General features: G+C 14.1%; 14 protein-coding genes, 3 tRNA genes and 2 pseudogenes. 12 read left to right on the top strand and 7 right to left on the bottom strand.

Translation table 11 applies throughout. The annotated features are described in order from the left end of the window. Nucleotides 1-45 precede the first annotated feature (45 nt). Together NAREPO1_RS00505 and NAREPO1_RS00500 are read left to right on the top strand one after the other, a co-directional pair. Nucleotides 46-117 (top strand) — tRNA-Val (locus NAREPO1_RS00505). An 11-nt stretch (nucleotides 118-128) separates the two neighbouring features. Next, nucleotides 129-201, top strand: a tRNA-Lys gene (locus NAREPO1_RS00500). A 6-nt stretch (nucleotides 202-207) separates the two neighbouring features. On the opposite strand, the gene ligA is transcribed toward NAREPO1_RS00500, so the two are convergent. Next, a complete protein-coding gene (ligA, locus tag NAREPO1_RS00495; RefSeq protein WP_130624064.1) occupies nucleotides 208-1959 on the bottom strand; it encodes an NAD-dependent DNA ligase LigA in 1752 nt (583 codons plus the stop codon). Between the two features lie 102 nt (nucleotides 1960-2061). Between ligA and NAREPO1_RS00490 the strand changes: the two genes are divergently transcribed. Genes NAREPO1_RS00490 through rsmA form a run of 5 tightly spaced genes read left to right on the top strand, consistent with a single transcriptional unit; the run spans nucleotide 2062 to nucleotide 7509 of the window. After that, the gene (locus NAREPO1_RS00490) at nucleotides 2062-2328 is read left to right on the top strand and encodes an HPr family phosphocarrier protein (RefSeq protein ID WP_130624063.1); all 267 of its coding nucleotides are present in this window, start codon (nucleotides 2062-2064) and stop codon (nucleotides 2326-2328) included. A 22-nt stretch (nucleotides 2329-2350) separates the two neighbouring features. After that, on the top strand, nucleotides 2351-4024 hold the full coding sequence (locus NAREPO1_RS00485; protein ID WP_130624062.1) for a putative PEP-binding protein: 1674 nt from the start codon (nucleotides 2351-2353) through the stop codon (nucleotides 4022-4024). Between the two features lie 31 nt (nucleotides 4025-4055). Beyond that, entirely contained in the window at nucleotides 4056-5438 is a 1383-nt protein-coding gene (locus NAREPO1_RS00480) for a metallopeptidase TldD-related protein (RefSeq protein ID WP_130624061.1), read from the top strand. Nucleotides 5439-5459: 21 nt separating this feature from the next. Beyond that, on the top strand, nucleotides 5460-6725 hold the full coding sequence (locus NAREPO1_RS00475; RefSeq protein WP_130624060.1) for a hypothetical protein: 1266 nt from the start codon (nucleotides 5460-5462) through the stop codon (nucleotides 6723-6725). 10 nt (nucleotides 6726-6735) lie between these two features. Then, nucleotides 6736-7509: a 16S rRNA (adenine(1518)-N(6)/adenine(1519)-N(6))-dimethyltransferase RsmA gene (gene rsmA / locus NAREPO1_RS00470; RefSeq protein WP_130624059.1), complete on the top strand. Its 774-nt coding sequence runs from the start codon at nucleotides 6736-6738 to the stop codon at nucleotides 7507-7509. Nucleotides 7510-7524: 15 nt separating this feature from the next. Here rsmA and ileS read toward each other — a convergent pair whose 3' ends face one another. Continuing rightward, the gene (gene ileS / locus NAREPO1_RS00465) at nucleotides 7525-10344 is read right to left on the bottom strand and encodes an isoleucine--tRNA ligase (RefSeq protein ID WP_130624058.1); all 2820 of its coding nucleotides are present in this window, start codon (nucleotides 10342-10344) and stop codon (nucleotides 7525-7527) included. Between the two features lie 113 nt (nucleotides 10345-10457). Here ileS and rpsT point away from each other — a divergent pair, with 113 nt between their 5' ends. Both rpsT and NAREPO1_RS00455 read left to right on the top strand, forming a co-directional pair. Then, nucleotides 10458-10700 (top strand): 30S ribosomal protein S20, encoded by a 243-nt coding sequence (gene rpsT / locus NAREPO1_RS00460; protein WP_130624057.1) that lies wholly within the window; start codon nucleotides 10458-10460, stop codon nucleotides 10698-10700. Between the two features lie 69 nt (nucleotides 10701-10769). Next, nucleotides 10770-11978, top strand: coding sequence for a hypothetical protein (locus NAREPO1_RS00455; protein ID WP_130624056.1), 1209 nt, complete (start codon nucleotides 10770-10772; stop codon nucleotides 11976-11978). Nucleotides 11979-11986: 8 nt separating this feature from the next. Here the strand turns inward: NAREPO1_RS00455 and tsaD are convergent, their stop codons facing one another. After that, the gene (tsaD, locus tag NAREPO1_RS00450; RefSeq protein ID WP_130624055.1) at nucleotides 11987-13018 is read right to left on the bottom strand and encodes a tRNA (adenosine(37)-N6)-threonylcarbamoyltransferase complex transferase subunit TsaD; all 1032 of its coding nucleotides are present in this window, start codon (nucleotides 13016-13018) and stop codon (nucleotides 11987-11989) included. 110 nt (nucleotides 13019-13128) lie between these two features. Here tsaD and rpsU point away from each other — a divergent pair. The 3 genes and pseudogenes from rpsU to rpoD all read left to right on the top strand — a co-directional run. Continuing rightward, nucleotides 13129-13275: pseudogene (rpsU, locus tag NAREPO1_RS00445) on the top strand (30S ribosomal protein S21); the annotation flags it as partial. A gap of 25 nt (nucleotides 13276-13300) precedes the next feature. After that, nucleotides 13301-15055: a DNA primase gene (gene dnaG, locus NAREPO1_RS00440; RefSeq protein ID WP_130624053.1), complete on the top strand. Its 1755-nt coding sequence runs from the start codon at nucleotides 13301-13303 to the stop codon at nucleotides 15053-15055. 70 nt (nucleotides 15056-15125) lie between these two features. Further along, a pseudogene (gene rpoD / locus NAREPO1_RS00435) lies at nucleotides 15126-16664 on the top strand (RNA polymerase sigma factor RpoD); the annotation flags it as partial. Nucleotides 16665-16670: 6 nt separating this feature from the next. On the opposite strand, the gene NAREPO1_RS00430 reads toward rpoD, so the two are convergent. The 4 genes from NAREPO1_RS00430 to glyA all read right to left on the bottom strand — a co-directional run bounded on the left by NAREPO1_RS00430 (nucleotide 16671) and on the right by glyA (nucleotide 22185). Further along, nucleotides 16671-16745 (bottom strand) — tRNA-Ile (locus tag NAREPO1_RS00430). 47 nt (nucleotides 16746-16792) lie between these two features. Continuing rightward, nucleotides 16793-19258 (bottom strand): valine--tRNA ligase, encoded by a 2466-nt coding sequence (locus NAREPO1_RS00425; protein WP_130624051.1) that lies wholly within the window; start codon nucleotides 19256-19258, stop codon nucleotides 16793-16795. A gap of 6 nt (nucleotides 19259-19264) precedes the next feature. Further along, the gene (locus NAREPO1_RS00420) at nucleotides 19265-20758 is read right to left on the bottom strand and encodes a leucyl aminopeptidase (protein WP_130624050.1); all 1494 of its coding nucleotides are present in this window, start codon (nucleotides 20756-20758) and stop codon (nucleotides 19265-19267) included. Nucleotides 20759-20931: 173 nt separating this feature from the next. After that, entirely contained in the window at nucleotides 20932-22185 is a 1254-nt protein-coding gene (gene glyA, locus NAREPO1_RS00415; protein ID WP_130624049.1) for a serine hydroxymethyltransferase, read from the bottom strand. Nucleotides 22186-22195 lie beyond the last annotated feature (10 nt).

Raw genomic sequence — 22195 nt, 5'->3', positions numbered from 1 at the left:
TTGACCATTTTATATATTAAAAGTATACTATATAATTATAAATTTAGGTAATTAGCTCAGAGGTAGAGCATCTCTTTTACAAGGAGAGGGTCATTGGTTCAAGTCCAATATTACCTACTATATAAAGAGGGTTGTTAGCTCAGAAGGTAGAGCAGTTGACTTTTAATCAATTGGTCGCAGGTTCGAGTCCTGCACGACCCATTTCTTTTAAAAAATAATATTTATATATTTTTGTGTAATCTCTTTTATAAAATTTATATTTTTTATTTTAGAAAAAAATATATTTATATTTTTTAATTGATTTTTATTTAAATCTTTAATATAAATATTATTTAATGTAAATAATTCTTCATATTTTTTAATATTGTTACATATTATACTTAATGTTTTTTCTCCTATATTTTCTATATTTAATGCATATAAAAAATTTTTTATATTAATATTTACTTTACCATTAATTGTTTTATATATTGAATTTACTTTTTTATTATTTTTAATATATTTGTTTAATATATTTAAATCTAATTTAAATATATCTATAATATTTTTAACAAAATTATCATCTATTAATTCACATATATTTTTTTTATTTAAATATTTTATATATATGCATTTTTTAGAAAAAAAATGACTTATTTTATATTTAATTTTAGATTTACAAAAAAAATTATTACATTTTAATATATCTTTATATAAAGATAATTTATAATTACATGATAAACAATTTTTAGGATAAAATATATTTTTTATTTCATTATTTCTTTTATCTTTTATTACATTTTTTATAGTTGGTATTAAATTTCCTGATAAGTATATTAATATATAATCACCTATCATTAGATCCAAACTTTTTATTTTTTTTATATTATGTAAAAAAATTTTTTTTATATTAATACCTGATATATTTATACTTTTTATTTTACCTATTGGAATAAAATTTCCATTTTTAGTTATATTAAATGTTACATCTGTTAATATTGTTTCTTTATATGTTGAATTGAATTTATACGCTATAGACCAATTTGGATATTTACTTGAATTTCCTAATATGTTTTGTAATTTTATAGAATTTATTTTTAATATTACACCATCTATTAAGTATTTATATTTATTAAATTTATAATTATCTTCTATAAAATTTATATATTTTATAGATTCTTTTATTGTTTTACAAATTTTTCTTTCAACAGTTTCAAAACCTAATTTATTAATATAATTTAAAAGATTATTGTGTTTTTTAAATTTATTTAAACTTTTATTTAAAAAAAAACAATATCCAATACCATGTGCAATAAAATTTAATAATTTATAATAAATTTTATTTTTTATTTTATTTCTTATAATTCCTGATACAGCATGTCTTTTATTTACAAAAATTTTATTATATTTTTCTTTAATAATTTTGTTTATAAAATCAAAATTATAATTTGATATACATAATTCTCCTCTTATTTCAACTAAACTTGGACTTTTATAATTTAAAAAAACTATTTTATCAGGAATATTTTTTATAAAAAATTTATTTTTTGTGATATCTTCTCCATATTCACCATTGCCTCTTGTTAAAATTTTATATAAATTATTATTTTTATATATAATATTTATAGCTATACCATCTAATTTTAATTCACAACAATATTCTTTTATTTTAATATTATTTTTTTTTATAATATTTTCTTCAAATTTATATATTTTTTTTATTGAATATGTGCTTTTAATAGATATCATTTTTAATATATGTTTATGACTATTAGAAGTTAAATGTAAATTGTTATTAATATTATTTATATAATAATTTTTTATTAAATTTGGATATTTTTTACTTAATATTTCTAATTTGTTATATAAAAAATCATATTCATTATCTGATATAATAGATTTATTTAAAATATTATAATTATAATTAAAATAATTAATTTTTTTAATTAAGCTAATAATTTTTAATTTTATTTTATTCATTTTTTTTCTAAAATATTTTTTTTATTTATAAATATAACTTATTTTTTATATAAATTAATTATAAATTATATATAAATAATTAAAATATATGTATTTAATTTTATGTATATAAAAAATATTAAAATAAATATAAAACAAGGATTCCACATAAGACCATTGGTTAAAATAGTAAATTTTTGTAAAAATTTTAATTTAAATTTATATATATTAAAATATAATTATTTTGCAAACGGAAAAAATTTATTTGAATTACAAAAATTAAAAATTATAAATAATGATATTATAACTATTGTTATATATAATAAATATAAGATTGAAACTATATATTTATTAGAAAAATTATTAGAATCAATTAATAAAGAAAATTAATAATAAATTTTTTAATTTTTATATGATATTAAATAATGGAATTATTGTTTCTAAAGGTTTAAGTAAAGGATCAGCTTTTATAATTAAAAAAGAAAATTTTATTGAAGAAAAAAAAATATCTAAAAAAGAAATAGATATAGAATTAAATAAATTTTTATTATCTTATAAATTAACTATTAATGAATTAGAAAATATAGAAAAAAGAGCAAAAATTGTATTTAATAATGATAATAATGAAATATTTAAAGCTGAAATTTTAATATTAAAAAATAAAAATATTATAAACGAAATAAAAGATTCAATTTGTAAAAAATTATATTCATCTGAATATTCAATATATTATGTAATTAAAAAAAAAATAAATAATATCTTTAATAAAGATAATATTTATAAATCAGATTATATAATTGATATTTGTAATAGATTAATAAATAATATAAATAAAAAGACATTATTATCAATTAATAATAATAATATAATATTAATTTCTAAAAATATTTTGCCTTCATATATATTAGAAATTAATAAAAATATATTAGGAATAATATCAGAAAATGGTAATTATATATCTCATTCTTGTATAATTGCTAGATCTCTAAGAATACCTATGATAGTAGGAATAAAAAATATATATAATATTATTAAAAATAATGATTATATAATATTAGATGCAATAAATAATAAATTATTTATTAATCCTAATTCTTTAGAAATATATAAATTTAACTTAAAATATAAAAAAAAAATAAAAAAAGAAAATAAAAATAAATTTATAAAAAAAAATATTTTTTTAAATAAAAATATAAAATTTTATATAAATATAAACTCTAGTTACGATATTGAAAAATTATATAAATATAATATTTATGATATAGGGTTATGTAGAAGTGAATTCTTATTTAATAATAAGAATATATATGAAGAAAATTTTCAATTTAATCAATATAAAAAAATTTTAAATATATTAAAAAATAATACTTTAACAATAAGAATTTTTGATATATTAAGAAATAATTTTTTATGTAATAAAAATAATATATATAAAGAAGAAGAAATATTTTTTAAAAACAAAAAAATAAATTATTTTAATTTAAAAAATATATTAACTATACAAATACAAGCTATTTTAAGAGCTTCTTACTTTGGAAATATAAGAATATTATTACCAATGATATCTATATATGAAGAAGTAATTGAAATAAAAAAAATAATTAAAAAAGTAAAACTTTATTTTATAAAAAATAAAATTTTGTTTGATAAAAATATAAAAATAGGAATTATGATAGAAACTCCATCTATAATTATGATTTTAAATAAAATAATAAAATATATAGATTTTTTTGTTATAGGATTAAATGACTTAACTAGGCATACTTTAGCTTTTGATAGATCAAACGCAAATTTCTTTTCATATAAATCTATTTATCCATCAATAATTATTTTTATTAAAAAAATTATAGATATTGTTGGATTAAAGAAAGAGTTATATTTATGTGGAGAAATATTAGATAATAAAAATTATATAAAATTATTAATAAGTTTAGGTATTAAAAAATTTAGTATAAATATTGTTGATATTAATAGATTTAATAAAATAATTAATGATATTGATATAAAAAAAATAAAAAAAAATAATTATTTAATATTAAATCAGTATAAAATAAATAATATAATTAAAATTTTAAATAAATGTTAATTTTTTTTAAAATATAAAATAATATAATAAGATGAATTTAAAAAATAAATCAGAAATTGATATAATAAATAATTTATTTAAAAAAAATAAATTTTATATAGAATTATTAAAAAAAATTTTAAATTATATATTTATTATTAAAAAAGTAAATTTTTCATATATAAATATTAAATATAATATATGTTTAGAATATTCAATAAAAAATAATGTTTTTTTTTTAAATAAGAAATATAATTCTTATATTAATATTTTTTTATATATTAAAAACAAATTTATTAATATTAAAACTTACAATTTTAATATAGAAAATATAAAAAATGAGATAAATAAATATATTAGTTTTACCACTTTAATTAATAATAATCATATTTATATACCAGATTATCATTTAATGTGTTTTTATCCTAAAAATTTAAATTTGTTAAATTTTGATGATATTTTTTATAACAAAAATAAATTTAATATAATACAAAATATTAAAAATAATATTATTGATTATAGTAAAAAATATAATTCTATAACTAAAGTAGATGATGTAACATTTTATGAATTATATGAAAATTTTATATATGGAAATACATATAATGTTATAAATAATTTTTATTCAAGTTATTATAATATAAATTGCACAATATCATCTAAAAATAAATATAATATTACACAAAAATATGATTATATTAATGAAAGATCTAAAAAAATTATTAATAAAATAGATAAATTTGGTTTTAATATTGTAAAAGAATCTTTTTTAGAATTAAATTATATAAAAATTAAAAGTTCTATATCAAAAATAATTATAAAAAATAATATAGTTTCAAATATATTTTTAGATTTTTCTAGATCTATAAATGGTAAAAATATATATTTAAATAAAAGTTATTTAAAAAATTATTTTAATAAGAAAATATTTCCAAGTTGGATGAATATTATAGAAGATCCTCATATTTTAGAAGAAATAGGATCTTGTCCGTTCGATAAGGAAGGAATAGAAACAAAAAAAAAATTTATAATAAAAAATGGAATATTAAAAAATTTTTTATTAGATAGTTTTTCGTCTAAAATGTTAAAATTATTTAATACAGGAAATGCTAATGGAATATATAATTGGATTTTTATTATAAAACATAAAAAAGTTTTATTTGATGATTTAATTAAAGAAATGTATAATGGAATATTAGTAACGAATATTATAGGTGAAGGATTAAATATTTTTACTGGTGATTATTCTCAAGGAATTTCTGGGTTTATAATTAAAAATGGTATAATAGATACATTTGTAAATGAAATTACAATATCTGGTAATTTGTTACAAATATTTAAAAATATTTTATTAATGAGTAATGATTATAATAATAAAAGTATAATAAAATCAGGATCTATAATGATTGATAATATTAAAATATCAGGTTTATAAATTTACAAGTTATTTTTTAAAATGAATAATATTATATATTTTTTTTTATTAGTTTTTCTTTTTATAAAAGAATCTTTTGCAAATGATATTATATATAATGATAAAATAATTGCAGTAATAAATAATAATTTAATATTAAGTAATGATTTAGAATCATATTGTAAAATTGAATCTTTAGAAAGTTTAAATAATGATAATAATCTAAGTTTTAAAAATATTATTTTAAATAAAATTTTAATAAATAAGATAATAAAAGATATTTTTAAAAATAATATTATTATAAATAATATAGATATAAAAATTGATAAATATTTAAATAATATTTCAAAAAATTTATGTTTAAATAAAAAAGAATTTTTACATTATATAAATAAAAATAATTTAAAAATAGAAGAATATAAAAACTTTATTAAAAAAAAGATATTAATTAATAAAATAATAAAAAACAAAATATATAATATAAATTTAATAAATAAAAATGATATATTAGATTTTAAAAAAAATAGAGAAAATAATTTAATAATTAATGATATATTTAATACATATAATTTAGATTTAATAAAAATAAAAAATAATAATTTTGATAAAAATAAATTTGATATATATAAAATAATAAAAAATTTAGAAGACAATAATAACAAAAAAATAAAATATAATAAAAAAAATAATATTATTGAAGTAAAAAATTTTAATTGTTATTTTAATAATTTACCATATATTTTAAAATTAAATATTAATAAAAATTATAATAATAATAAAAATATAATAGGTCCAATATATATATCAGATTTTATTTATTTTATTAAAATTAATTCTATTAAAAAAATAAATAATAAAAATAAAATAAAATTATTTACATTTGATTATTTTTATAATAACGAAATAAATGATAAAGTTAATAGTGATAATAATTTAAATTATATTAATGGTATAAAAAAAAAAATATTAAATAATTATAAAAATAATAACATGTATGAAAATTACAAAAATATTATTTGTAAAAAATATTTTTTATATCATTTTAACAAAAATAAAAAATTCAAAATTTATTTAGAAAATATAAAAAAAAATAAGTGTACAGACTTTTTTGAATATAAAAATAAATGGGGTTTTATATATTTAAAAGAATATGAATATTATAATTATGATGAATATTTAAAAGATAATTTTATAAAAGAATATATATTAAAAAGTAAATCAATGTATTTAATAAAAAAAATGATAGATAACTATATAAATAATAATTATATTAAAATTCTAGATAAATGTTATAAAATAAATATTTAAAATATTTTAAATGATAATAAAAAAAAAATTAGGACAACATTTTATAATAAATAATAATTTAATAAAATATTTTATAGACTTAATAGATATAAAAAATAATAATATTATTTTAGAAATTGGTGCTGGATTTGGATATATAACAAGTTTTTTAGTAAAAAAAACAAACAATTTAATTTTATTAGAAATTGATAAAAATTTATATAATTTTTTATTAAAAAAATTTAAAAAATATAAAAAAATATTTATTTTAAATAGAGATGCTAGATATGTAAATATTGAAAAAATTAAATTAATGTTTATTAACAAAAATTATAAATTAAAAATAATAGGTAGTTTACCTTATTGTTCATCAATACCTATTTTATTAAATTTAAACAAATATTATAAAATAATAGATAGTGCTTATTTTATAATTCAAAAAGAAGTTGCAGAAAAATTAAAATGTTCAAATGGGTTCAATTCAAAATTAAGTGTAATAATAAATATATTTTTTAATATAGAAATTATTAATTATAAAATATATCCAAATTCGTTTTTTCCAATACCAAAAGTAAATTCTTCTATTATAAAATTAACTCCTAAATTTAATATAAATATATCAAAAATAAATTTTTTAAAATTTAAATTTTTACTTAATTTAATTTTTAATAAAAAAAGAAAAATGATAAAAAATAGTCTAAAATCATTTATTAATTTTGATAAAATAAAAAATATCTGTGACCCTAATTTTAGACATAATAAACTTTCATTAAATGATTTTTATAACCTACATAAATATATATAATTTTTAAAAAAAAATTTATGCAAAAAATCTTTTTTCTTCTTTATAATTAATTATATTTATACATCTTTTACAAATTTTATTTTTTATATATTTTTTTCTATAAAAATTCCAACATCTATTACATTTTTTTTTATAAAAATTGTGAAAAGTTTTTATTTTTATAAAATTTATTTTAGAGAATTTTAAATTATTATTAATAGTATTATTATTATTATTAATTTTTTTTAATTTTACTAAAAGTACATGAGATACTATAAAAATATATTTTAATTCATTTTTTAAAATATTTATTTTATTGAAAAATTTTTTTTTATTTATTATATATAATATAATATCCATTTCCATAAATGTTTGTATATACTTTTTTTTTATTTTTTCTTCTAAAATAATATTAATTTGATGTTTTATATTAAAAATTATATTCCAAAAATCTTCATTAAATTTTTCATTTTTATTAAATCTTTTTAATTTATACCATTTTTCAATAAAAACTAATTTGTTTTTTTTATTAGGTATAAAATTGTCGTATATTTCATTAGACATAAATGATAATATTGGAGATATAATTATAGATATTGATTTTAATATATGAAAAATGGCTGTTTGAGAACTTCTTCTATATTTTGAATCACTATTAAATATATATTGTCTATCTTTTATTATTTCAAAATATGTAGAACTTAAATTTATAATACAAAAATTTGATATTAAAGTTATAACATTATTAAATAAATAATTATTATAATTATGCATAATTTTTTCTTGAACAAAATATAGTTTATTTATAATCCATTGATCTATTTTAACCATATTATTAAATTTAACACAATTTATATTAGGATTAAAATCATATAAATTAGATATTAAAAATCTTAATGTGTTTCTTATTTTTTTATATATATCTGATACTCTATTTAAAGTTTCTATAGAAATTTTTATATCTTTATTATAATTGGAGGACGCTATCCATAATCTTATAACATCACTTCCATATTTATTTATTAATATATTAGGATCTATAACATTTCCTAATGATTTTGACATTTTTTTATTTAAATTATCTAATACAAAACCATGAGTTATAACTGTTTTATATGGTTCTTTATTTAATAAAGCCGCATTTATTAAAAGAGAAGACATAAACCAACCCCTATATTGATCTTGACCTTCTAAATATATATCTGCTCTTTTGTATTTTTTCATTCTTTTATATAATGATGACATAAATATTAAAGAAGAACCAGAATCAAACCAAACATCTAAAATATCTTTAGATTTATAAAATAAATTGTAATCTTTTTTTTTTAAAAAATCTTTGATGTTTAAATTATTCCAATATTCTATTCCATATTTTTTAATTTTTTTAGAAATTTTTTTTATAAATAGATAACTTTTAGGATGAATCTCATTGTTATTTTTATTTATAAAAAATGTAATTGGTATACCCCATTTTCTTTGTCTAGATATACACCATTCTAATCTATTATATAACATATTTTGTATTTTGTTTTTCCCCCATTTTGGAATCCATTTAACATTTTTAGTTAATTCTATTGCTTTTTCTCTTAAATTTTTATGTTCTAAATTAATAAACCATTGATATGTTAATCTAAAAAAAATTTTAAAATTGTGTCTATAACAAAAAGGATATTTATTATATGTATTTTTATATAAAAAAATTTTATTATTTTTAAATAAAAAATTTTTTATTATTAATTTATATTCATCTATATATATATATTTTTTATATTCATTATAAAATAGAAATCCATTTTCATTTATAGAATTTAAAATATCTAAATTATTTTTTATCCCTAATTCATAATCAATTAAATTATGTCCTGGTGATATATTAATTATGGATTCTATATTTTTATCTATACTATCATTATTTATTATATTTATATTTTTTTTATTAAGTGGATTTATACATCTTAAATTTATTAATTTTTCCCCCTTTATAGTATTTATATTTATATAATTAATATTTTTTAAGTTATTATTTTTTAAAATTTTATTAAATAAAATATATACTTCATTTTTATAAAAAATTATATTGTAAAATATATTTTTATTTACAGATATAGATGTAACATCATTTAATGTCCAAATTGTATTTGTATATGATATTAAATATATTTTAAATTTTAAATATTTTTTTTCAATATTTATTGTATTTACATTGATTAATTCAAATTTAATATACAATGATAATGATAATTCATTTTTATATATAACTTCCATTTCTGATATAGATGATTTACATTTTATACACCAATATACAGGTTTGAATTTTCTTTCTAAATATCCTAAATTAAATAATTCTCCTAATATATTTATTATTTTAGATTCTATATTAAAATTTGAAGTATAATAAAAATTTTTCCAATCAGCAATTATTCCTAATTTTATAAAAGATTCTTTTTGTTTTTCTATTTCATTATTTGTATAATTTCTACATTCTTTAAAAAAAGAATTAGTATTTTTAAGATTAAGTAATTCTATATTAGAATTATTATTTTTAATTTTAAGTTCTATTGGTAATCCATGACAATCCCATCCAGGTATAAAAGATATATTATATCCAGATAATAATTTAAATTTTACTATTATATCTTTTAAAATTTTATTTACCGCATGACCTATATGAATATTTCCATTTGCATAAGGAGGCCCATCATGTAAAAAAAAAATCTTATTTTTTTTTCTTTTTTTTATTATAAAGTTATATATATTTTTATATTTTATTTTTTTTATAAGTTCTAATTCATTATTTATTTTATTTTTAATTGAAAAAGAAGTTTTTGGAATATTTAGATTATTTATGAATTTCATAGTAAAATTAATTATTTAAATTAAATTATTATATAATATAATTATATATTTTTTTATATTATTATTGAATAATATTTTTTTTAAAAAAAATAAATAAAGATTAAGAGGTTAAATTGAAAAATAAAAAATTTGTACTTAAAAATATAAGGAATAAAAAAAGAAATTCTTATGCAAAATCTACTATAAAAACATTATTAAAAAAAATAAATATATATAAAAAGAATAATGAATTAAATAATGATCATATAATAAAAATTCAGTCTTATATAGATAAAAAATCTAATAAAAATATAATAAATAAAAATAAAGCATCTAGAATTAAATCAAAAATAATGAAATTAAAAAATAATATTTAAAAAAAACACAAAATAATATATATTTTTTTTATATATATTTTTTAATTTTATAAAATATTATTAAAATTTATGAAAATATATCTTGTTGGAGGAGCTATAAGAGATTCATTATTAAAGTTACCTATAAAAGAAAAAGATTGGGTAGTTGTTGGATCAGATATAAATAATATGATTAAATTAGGATATAAACAAGTTGGTAAAAAATTTCCAGTATTTATACATCCTAAATCTAAAGAAGAATATGCATTAGCTAGAAAAGAAATTAAAAATAATGTTGGCCATAAAGGTTTTATTTGTTTTTTTTCTAAAAAAACTACTATAATTGATGATTTATATAGAAGAGATTTAACTATAAATGCAATTGCTAAAGATTCTTATAATAATATAATAGATCCTTTTAATGGAATCAAAGATATAAAAAATAGAATAATAAAACATGTGTCTAATAATTTTTCTGATGATCCTTTAAGATTATTAAGAGTTGCTAGATTTTATTCATATTTATATCATTTAAATTTTAATATCTCATTGAGCACAATAAAGATGTTAAAAAAAATATCATATAGTGGAGAATTGAAATATATATCTTATGATAGAATATGGAAAGAATTAAAAAAAACTATGTTAACAAATAATCCAATATGTTTTTTTAGAGTTTTAATTATTTCTAATTCACTTAATATAATTTTTCCAGAAATAGGTTATTTATTAAATAATATAAATAATCAATTTTTTTTTAAAAAAAAATTTTTTAAAAAAAATAAAAATATAAATCATTTAGAAAAAAATTACATAATAAGATTTTTATCTTTGTTTTATATAATATTTAAATATTATATAAGAAGTAATAAAAATATTAAAAAAAAAATATTTATTTTTAAAAATAAAATTAATATTTTATCTATAAAATTTAATTTACCAAAAAAAATAAAATTTATTCTTAAAAAAATAGATTTAATATATAAATTAGATAGAGAATTAAATAATTTTAATTTATTTAAAATAATAGATATATTACATTTATTAAAAATAAATAATAATTTAGAATTATTAAATATAATAATAAAAATATCTTTTATAAACTTAGATAAAAAGATAGTTTTTATAGATAAAAAAAATAAAATTAATTATTTTAAAAAAGATTTAATAATAAAAATATTTAAATTAATTAATTGTATTTCTATAAAAGATATAATTTTAGAAGGATTTATAAATAAAAATATAAATAATGAATTAATTATAAGACAGAAAAAAAAAATTTTATTATATTTTAAATAAATTAAAAACTAAACATTTTCTATTGACCATTTTGTATTAATAAATATATTTAATTTGTTATTTGGAAAATAGTATTTATTATATAAAATATTCATATAACAAGCATAAGCAATCATTGCACCATTATCAGTACAAAATCTTATTTTTGGAAAAAATATTTTTATATTTTTTCCTTTGAAAAATGTTTTAAATTTTTTTCTTATAAATATATTTGAACTTACTCCACCTGAAATTAATAATGTTTTTACATTAAATTTTTTTAAAGAATTAAATGATTTTTTAATTAATATATTAGATAATGTATTTTGTAATTCTAAAGATATATTATATTTTAATCTATTATCTATTTTTTTATATTTATCAATTATATTTATAATATAAGTTTTTAATCCAGAAAAACTAAAGTTTAAATTATTATTATTAATAATTGGAATTGGAAATTTATATATGTTTTCTGTACCAAATTTTGATAATTTATATATTTCTGGACCTCCTGGATAATTTAATTTTAATTTTTTTGCTATTTTATCTATAATTTCACCTATAGAATCGTCTAAAGTTTCTCCTATTATTTTATAATTACCTATTTTTTCTGAAAAAATTAATTTAGTATTTCCTCCAGATATTATTAAACTTATGAAAGGAAAAATTTTATTTATATTATATTTTTTATATATTAAAGAAGATAATAAATGACCTTCTAAATGATTTATTTCGTAAAATGGTTTTTTTATTGAATAAGATAATGATTTTGAAAAACATGAGCCTATAACTAATGATCCAAATAATCCAGGACCAGCTGTACAAGCTATACAATCTATATCATTATTTATATTAATATTATATTTTTTTATTGTTTTTTTAAAATATTCATATATATTATTTGAATGATGAATAGATGCTAAATTAGGAACAACTCCACCATATTTTTTGTGTATTAATTGATTAAATATTTTATTAAATACAAAAGTATTTTTTATAGAATCGAAAATTGATATTCCAATATTATCACAAGATGTTTCTATTCCTAATATTTTCATAATTTATTAATATTTATAAAATAATATTATTATTATTATAATAAAAAAAAATATTTTATAATATATTAAATAACAATTTATATTAATAATTAAATAATTTTTTTTATAATATGCCAATTTTAAAAATAAATAAAAATGAAATATTTGAGGTTTCATTAAGAAAATTTAAAAGATTATGCGAAAAATCAGGAATATTGTCTGAATTAAAAAAAAGAGAATTTTATGAAAAACCTTCTTCTAAAAGAAAAAAAATAAAAAACAAAAAAAAATAAATATATAAAAATGAAATTATTAATGAAAAAAAATAATTATAACAATATTGATTATGATTTTATAAATAAAATTATAGAATATACAGATATAATAGATATTTTGTCTAAATATATTAATTTAACTAAAATAGGTAATAATTATTTTTCTATATGTCCGTTTCATAAAGAAAATAATCCTTCATTTATTGTAAATAAAAGTAAAAAATTTTATTATTGTTTTGGATGTAAAGTATATGGAAATATAATAAACTTTTTAATTTTTTTTAAAAAAAAAACATTTATAGAAGTAGTAAATGAATTATCTAGTTTAAATGGTATATATATAAATAGTAATAATATATATAAAAAAAAATATAATTTATATTCTGAATCTATGAAAAATATTAATAAATTATATATTGAAAATTTATTTAATAAATTTAATTTTTATAAATTAAGTTTTTTTTTTATTAAAAAAAAATGGAAATTAAATGTTATTAAATTATTTAATATAGGATATTCTTCACATTTATTAATAAATAAATTTTTAAAAATAAATAAAATAAATTTAAATATATTAGTTAATATAGGGATATTAAAGAAAAAAAATAATAATTATATTGACATATTTTATAATAGGTTAATTTTCCCTATATTTGATTATATAAATGGTAATATAATAGGTTTTGGAGGAAAAAATTTATATAAAAAAAATTTACCTAAATATATAAATTCTTCAGATAGTAAAATATTTAAAAAAAAAAACTGTATATATGGATTATATCAAGTTAAACAAATATATAATAATAATATATCTAAATTATTATTAGTAGAAGGATATACTGATGTAATATCTTTATTTAATATAGGTATAAATTATGCTGTATCTTCTTTAGGATGTAATTTAACTAATGATCAAATAAAAATATTATTTAATAATACAAATGAATTAATATTGTGCTATGATGGTGATAAATCAGGATTTAATTCATTATATAATTTAATAAATAAAATATTATTATATCTTACAGATGATAGAAGAATAAGTTTTATTATTATGCCAAAAAATGAAGATCCAGATTCTTTATTACAAAAAATAAAAAAAGAAGATTTTATAAATATAATTAATTCTTCAATAGATATATTTGATTTTATATTTAAATTTTATGAAAATAACTCAAATTCTTTTTATAATAAAATAAATATAATTAATAATTTGATAAAATATATTGATTTAATTCCTGGTAAGTTAATGAAATTTTTTTTTAAAAAAAAAATTTGTAAAAAATTTAATATTGATATTAATGAATTAAATAGTTTTTTATATAAAAAAAATGAAAATTATATATATATAAATAAATTTATCAATAATCCTATAAGGATTTTAATAAAATTTTTACTAGATAAACCAGAATTACATAAACTTATTATAATACCATCAGAATTAAAGATTATAAATAATTATGAAATGATAATTTTTTTAAAAATTATATTTATTTGTTATAAATATAATATAAATAAAAATTTACTTTTATTTTTTAAAAATTATAAATATTTTAATTATTTATATAAAATATCTAAAATAAATATATTGATAAAAAATGATAACAATAATAAAATTTTTTTACATGTTTTAAATAAAGTATATCTATTATTGTATTATAATAATTATGATAATATAATTAAAAAAATAAAATCTATTAAATTATTAAATGATATAGATAAAAAATATTTAATATTTTTAAATAAAAAAATACTAAAATTAAGTAAAAATTTTGTTTTATAAAAAAAAATATTTTTTTTAAATAAAAATTATAAATTACATTATGTTAAATGATACTTTTTTTAAAAATAATAATTTTAAAAATAACAATTATGAAGAAGAAGTAAATTTTAGAAAAAATAATAATAAAAATGAATTGAAATTAACTTATACAAATAGTAATAAATTTTCTAGCCCTACTAAAACTTATATGAGAGAAATGGGAATAATAAATTTATTGACTAGAGATAATGAAATAAAAATATCTAAAGAAATAGAATATGGATTATATGATATACAGATTGCAATATCAGAATATCATTTATTATTATTCAAATTCATAAAAGAATATAAAAATAGTTATAATGAAAGTAGTAAAATTTCAGAATTAATAGTAAAATTTTTAGATTATAAAAAAAATAGTAATGATATAGAAAATGAGTGTAATATAGATTTAGATTTTGTTAAAAATAAATATAAATATTTAAATAATAAATATAATGAATTTATTTATTGTTTGAATAAATATGGACGTTATTCTCGTATAACTAATAAAAAATTAAAAAAAATACAATCTATATTTTTAAATTTTAAAATTTCTAATGTTTTTTTAAATTATTTAGTTAAATATGTATATAATATAGTAAAAAAAATTAATAAATATGAAAAGAAGATCAAAAATATATTTTTATTTAAATTTAAATTTAATAGATTAAGATATAAAAATAAATTTTATAATAATAATTATTTAAAAAATATTAAAAATTATATTGATAAAAATAATAATTTTTATTATAAAAAAGTATTTTTTGTTTTAAAAATTAAAAAAATTGAATATATTTCAAAATTAAATATTTTTCATATAAAAAGTATATATTTTAGAATAAAAAATGGATTAAATAAATCAGAAAAAGCAAAAAAAATAATGATTGAATCTAATTTAAGATTAGTAATATCTATAGCAAAAAAATATACAAATAGAGGATTACAATTTTTAGATTTGATACAAGAAGGTAATATAGGTTTAATGAAAGCTGTTGATAAATTTGAATATAGAAAAGGTTATAAATTTTCTACTTATGCTACTTGGTGGATAAGACAATCAATAACTAGATCAATTGCTGACCAAGCAAGAACAATAAGAATTCCAGTTCATATGATAGAAACTATTAATAAATTAAATAGAATTTCTAGAAAATTTTTACAAGAAGAAGGGAAAGAACCTTCTTTATATGAATTGTCAAAAAAAATGTTAATCTCTGAAGAAAAAATAAAAAGAATATTAAAAATATCTAAAGAACCAATATCTATGGAAACTCCGATAGGAGATGATGATGACACATATTTAAGTGATTTTATTGAAGATACATCAAATAAATTACCATTAGAATTAGCAACAGAAGAAGATTTAAAAAATGCAATAAAAAATATTTTAAAAAGTTTAACAGAAAGAGAAGCTAAAGTTTTAAAAATGAGATTTGGAATAGATAATAATACTGATCATACATTAGAAGAAGTAGGAAAAAAATTTGACGTTACTAGAGAAAGAATAAGACAAATAGAAGCAAAAGCTTTAAGAAAATTAAAACATCCTAGTAGATCTGATATATTAAAAAATTTTTTAGATGAATAAAAATAATGGCTCCTGTTGGATTTGAACCAACGACCTAACGATTATGAGTCGTTTGCTCTTACCAAACTGAGCTAAGGAGCCATTAAATTGAATTATATATTTATATAAAAAAATAATCAATTTTTTTTTTATATTTTAATATTAATATAATTATTTTTAATATTTTTTTTTTTAAAATTTATATAAATTTTATCTATTTTTAATAAAAAAATCATTATGTTTTTATATTTTTTTATTATATATAAATATTTTTTATCATTTAAAACAATATAATTTATAATATTTTTACCTTTTTTTATATATTTTCTAGTTAAAATTATTAATTCTTGCAAATAAATAATTTTTTTTTTTAAAATATTATCTCTATCTATTGTAATTTTTTTATAATTAATATTTTGAAAAATAATAGATTTATTTTTTTTTTTCAAAAAAATATCATTATTAATTAATATCCATATTTTTTCTGTTATAAATGGTATAACAGGATGCAATAATTTTATTATATTAATAATCACAAACAATAAAACATTTTTTATTTCATTAATATATTTTTTTTTATATTTTTTGAAATAAAATTTTGTCATTTCTATATACCAATCGCAAAATTTATGCCAAAAAAAATTATATATTAAATTTATAAAAATATTAAATTTATATTTTTTTATAAAAAATATTGAATTTTTAATAATTTCATTTAACTCAATTATTATCCATTTATTAATATCTAATTTTATTTTTATTTTATAAAAATTACATTTTTTTATATTTTTGCAATTATTGATTATATATAAACTAGAATTCCATAATTTATTACAAAAATTTTTATAATTATATATATTATTTATATTAAAATTTATATTTTTACTATTATTTAATGATAATAATGTCATTCTTAAAGAATCTATTACATAATAATTTTTTTTATTATTATTTAATAATTTTCCATTTATTATATTTATTGGATCTATTACATTATTATTAGATTTAGACATTTTTTTTCCATATTTATCATTTATTAATCCAGTTATATATATTTTTTTAAAAGGTATATTATTTTTTTCATCTTTTAATAAAAATGAAGTCATCATTATCATTCTAGATATCCAAAAAAATATTATATCATAACCAGTAATTATTATATTAGTTGGATGAAATAACTTAAATTTTAATGTTTTTTTTGGCCATCCTAATGATGCAAAACTAAATATACTAGATGAAAACCATGTATCTAATACATTTTTATCTTTGTATAATTTTATATTTTTATTTAAATTATATTTATTAAACAGATCTTTTTTATTTTTTCCAACATAAATATTTTTATCTTTATCATACCATGCTGGTATTCTATGCCCCCACCATATTTGTCTAGATATACACCAATCTTTCATAGAACTTATATATTTTAAATAAATTTTTTCATAATTTTTTTGTATAAATTTTATTTTTTTATTTTTTATAAAATTAATAGAATTTTTTAATAATGTATTTGTTTTTATAAACCATTGATCTGTAATTTTTTGAATTACATAAGAATTATTTCTATTATTAAATGGTATATTTAATTTATCACTTATTTTTTTTTCTATTATATTTAATGAATTTAATAAATCTAATATTTTTTTTCTACAATTTGTTATATTTAAATTGTATAATATTTTTGGTAATTTCATTATATATATAAATTTTTTATTTTTATCTATTATATCAATATATTTTTTTATTTTTCCATTATTTGAAAATATATCTATAATTTGTAAATTATGCTTAATAGCTAAATCAAAATGATTTATATTATGACCTGGTATTAAATTTATAAAATTACCATTTGATTCATTAACATGTTTATCAAAAATTATTGGAATTATTCTATTAACTATAGGTAATATAGCTTTATTATTTTTAAAAGAATTAAATAATTCTATATTATTAGTAACAATAGCTGTAGTGCCTAATATTTTTTCTAACTCATTAACAAATACTATTACATTTTTATTAGAATTTAATAATTTATATTTAATAAAAAAACTATCACAAGTTATATTTTTATATGAAACTTCTAAATCCGAAATAGCTGTTTTTAATTTTATATCCCAATTTACAATTTTTTTATCTTTATAAATTAATTGATTATTATATAATTTTATAAACGCGTATTTAACTGATTTTTTAAAATCTTTATCCATTGTGAATCTAATATTTTTCCAATTTATAAAATTTCCTAATGATTTCATTTGGTTTAGTATTGAAATATCTAATTCATTTTTAAAAGATTTTGTTTTTTTTATTAGAAATTTTTTATTATTTTTAAAATTTTCTTTATTAAATTTTTTTTCTATTAAAATTTGTGTTGCAATTCCAGCATGATCTAATCCAGGTTGCCATAGAACATTTTTACCATTCATTTTATTGAATCTTATTAAAAAATCCATAATTGTTTGTTGAAATGTATGTCCTATATGTAATTTTCCAGTTATATTTGGAGGAGGCAATATCATAGAATAATTATTATTGTTTGAATTTTTATTTTTAAAAATATTATTTTTTTCCCAATAATTATATATACTTATTTCAAAATTTTTTTCTATTTTCATTAAAAATTATCTAATATTTTTTGATTTATTAATTAAAAATTGAGTTAATAAATAAACAGGTCTTCCAGTTGATTTTTTATTTTCATCATATGCTGTTCCAGCAATATCTAAATGTATCCAAATGGAATTTTTTTTAATAAAATTAAATAAAAAACAAGCAGCAGTTATAGTTCCACATTTTCCATCTCCTAAATTCTTTATATCAGCTATATTAGAATTTATTTGATTTTGATTATCTTTTATTAACGGTAATCTCCATACTTTATCATCTATTTCATTAGATGCTACTATTATTTCATTTGATTCAAAATCATTATTAGAAATTAATCCACTAAAATTATTTCCTAATGATATAATACAAGCTCCAGTTAATGTTGCTATATCAATTATAATTGATGGATTAAATTTATAAGAATAAGTAATTGAATCACATAATATTAATCTTCCTTCAGCATCTGTATTTATAATTTCAACAGTTTTTCCAGACATTGTTTTTACTATATCACCAGGTCTATATGATTTTTTATCAATTAAATTTTCAGATAATGATAATATTCCTATTACATTAATATTTAATTTTAATTTATTTATAGCGTATATAATTCCATATACAGAAGCGGCTCCACACATATCAAATTTCATTTCATCCATATTATAAGAGTTTTTTAGAGATATTCCTCCAGTATCAAATGTAATACCTTTACCTATTAAAACTATAGGATTTTTAAAATTATTTTTACATCCATTATATTTTAATATAGACATTATTGGATTATTAGATCCCATAGAAACTGATAAATATGCGTTCATTCCTAAAGATTCCATTTTTTTTTTATCAATATTTTCATATAAAATATCTCTATTATTTAAAGATAATTCTTTACATTTTTCTGATATATATAATGGATTACATATATTAGATGGAAGATTACTTAGATTTTTTGTAAGATTAATAGCATCTGTAATTATATTTATTTCATTTAAAATATTATTTAAATATTCAAAATCATTATCATCAGATAGAATTAAATTTATTTTTTTTATATTAATTTTAATATTATCTTTTTTAAATCTATCAAATTTATATATATTATCTTTTATAATTTTAGTTGTAATTCTTATTTTCCAATTATAATCTCTATTTATAACTGGTATTAAAGTTAACAAACATGAACACTCATTAATATTTGTATCAATTAATATATTTATAAATTTTTTTATTAATATTTTATATTCATAATCATCAAATTCTAAATTATTAATACATTTAATTATTATTAAATTATCTAATTTTAAATCGTTTATATCATATAAAATTATATTTTTATATTTCAATTTATTGTAAAATAATTCTTTTTTTATTATTTTTTTAATATATTCATTACATATTAATTTATTATTATATTCAAAATTTTCATTATCAAAAACATATGAAAATACTGATTTTCTATAATTTATATTTTCATTAAATTCTTTATTACTTATTAAATTTATTTTCATATTTATTTATATATAAATATTATTAAGATGTTTTATTTTTTTAATTTAATTATATATTAAAAAAAAAAATTATTATATATAATATAATATATTTATAAATAAAAAAAAAATATAAACATTATTAATTTTAAAATTAATAATTTCAAAATATTAATTTATTTTTTTTTTACATTTTAATATATTGGAAATTTTTTGCATATATTATAAATTATTTTTTTAAAATTATTATTTATTTTATTTCTATATTTTATATCTGTAATTATATTGCAAATAATATTTGTTATTATATTTATATATTTAGGTGTTATATTTCTTCTTGTTATAGATGTTGTTCCTATTCTAATTCCCGATGTTATATTAGAATTTAATTTATCATTTGGTATTAAATTTTTGTTAACTATTATATTATAATTATTTAATATATTGGATATTTCTAATCCTGTTAAATTATATTTTCTTAAATCTAATAATAATAAATTACTTTCTATAGAATCAGATACTAATTTTATATTTCTATTTTTAAAAATATTTGCCATTTGTTTTATATTTTTTATAATATTTTTTTGATATATTATGTATTTATTGGACATAGCTTCTTTAAAACATATAGCTTTTGCTGCTATAACATGCATTAAAGGACCACCTTGTATTCCAGGAAATACAGATTTATCTATTTTATTATAAAAACTTATATCTTTATTTTTTGATAAAATAATTCCACCTCTTGGTCCTGATAATGTTTTATGTGTTGTGGATGATACTATATCTGCAAAATAAATAGGATTAGGATAAATTTTGGCTGCAACTAATCCAGCAATATGAGACATATCAACAAAAAAATAAGAATTAAATTTTTTTGCAATATTACTTATTTTTTTCCAATCAATTATACCAGAAAAAGATGAAGAACCAGCTATTATCATTTTTGGTTTATATAATTTTGATAATTTGTATATATTGTTATAATTTATTTCTCCTTTTTTATTTAATTTATAATATTTAAAATTATATAATTTACTTGATATATTAAATATTGAACCATGTGTTAAATGACCTCCATGTTTTAAATCCATACTTAAGACAGTATCTCCTATGTTTAATAAAGAATTATATACTGCTAAATTTGCTTGTGATCCTGAATGTGGTTGAACATTTACATAATCGCAATCAAATATTTTTTTTGCTCTCATAATTGCTATTTTTTCTATTTCATCTACATATTTACATCCTTCATAATATCTTTTATTAGGATATCCTTCAGAATATTTATTTGTTAAACATGATCCTTGCGCTTTCATAACATCTATTGATGAGTAACTTTCCGATGCAATCAAATTTATTTGATTTTTTTGTCTTATATATTCTTTATTTATTAAATCAAAAATTTTATTATCATATATTTTATTATTTATTTTTTTTTTTTTCATAATTTTATAT

Origin of the sequence: endosymbiont of Euscepes postfasciatus (genome assembly GCF_004296535.1) — a bacterium.
Classification (GTDB): Bacteria; Pseudomonadota; Gammaproteobacteria; order Enterobacterales; family Enterobacteriaceae; genus Nardonella.
This window is presented reverse-complemented; position numbering and strand designations above follow the sequence as displayed.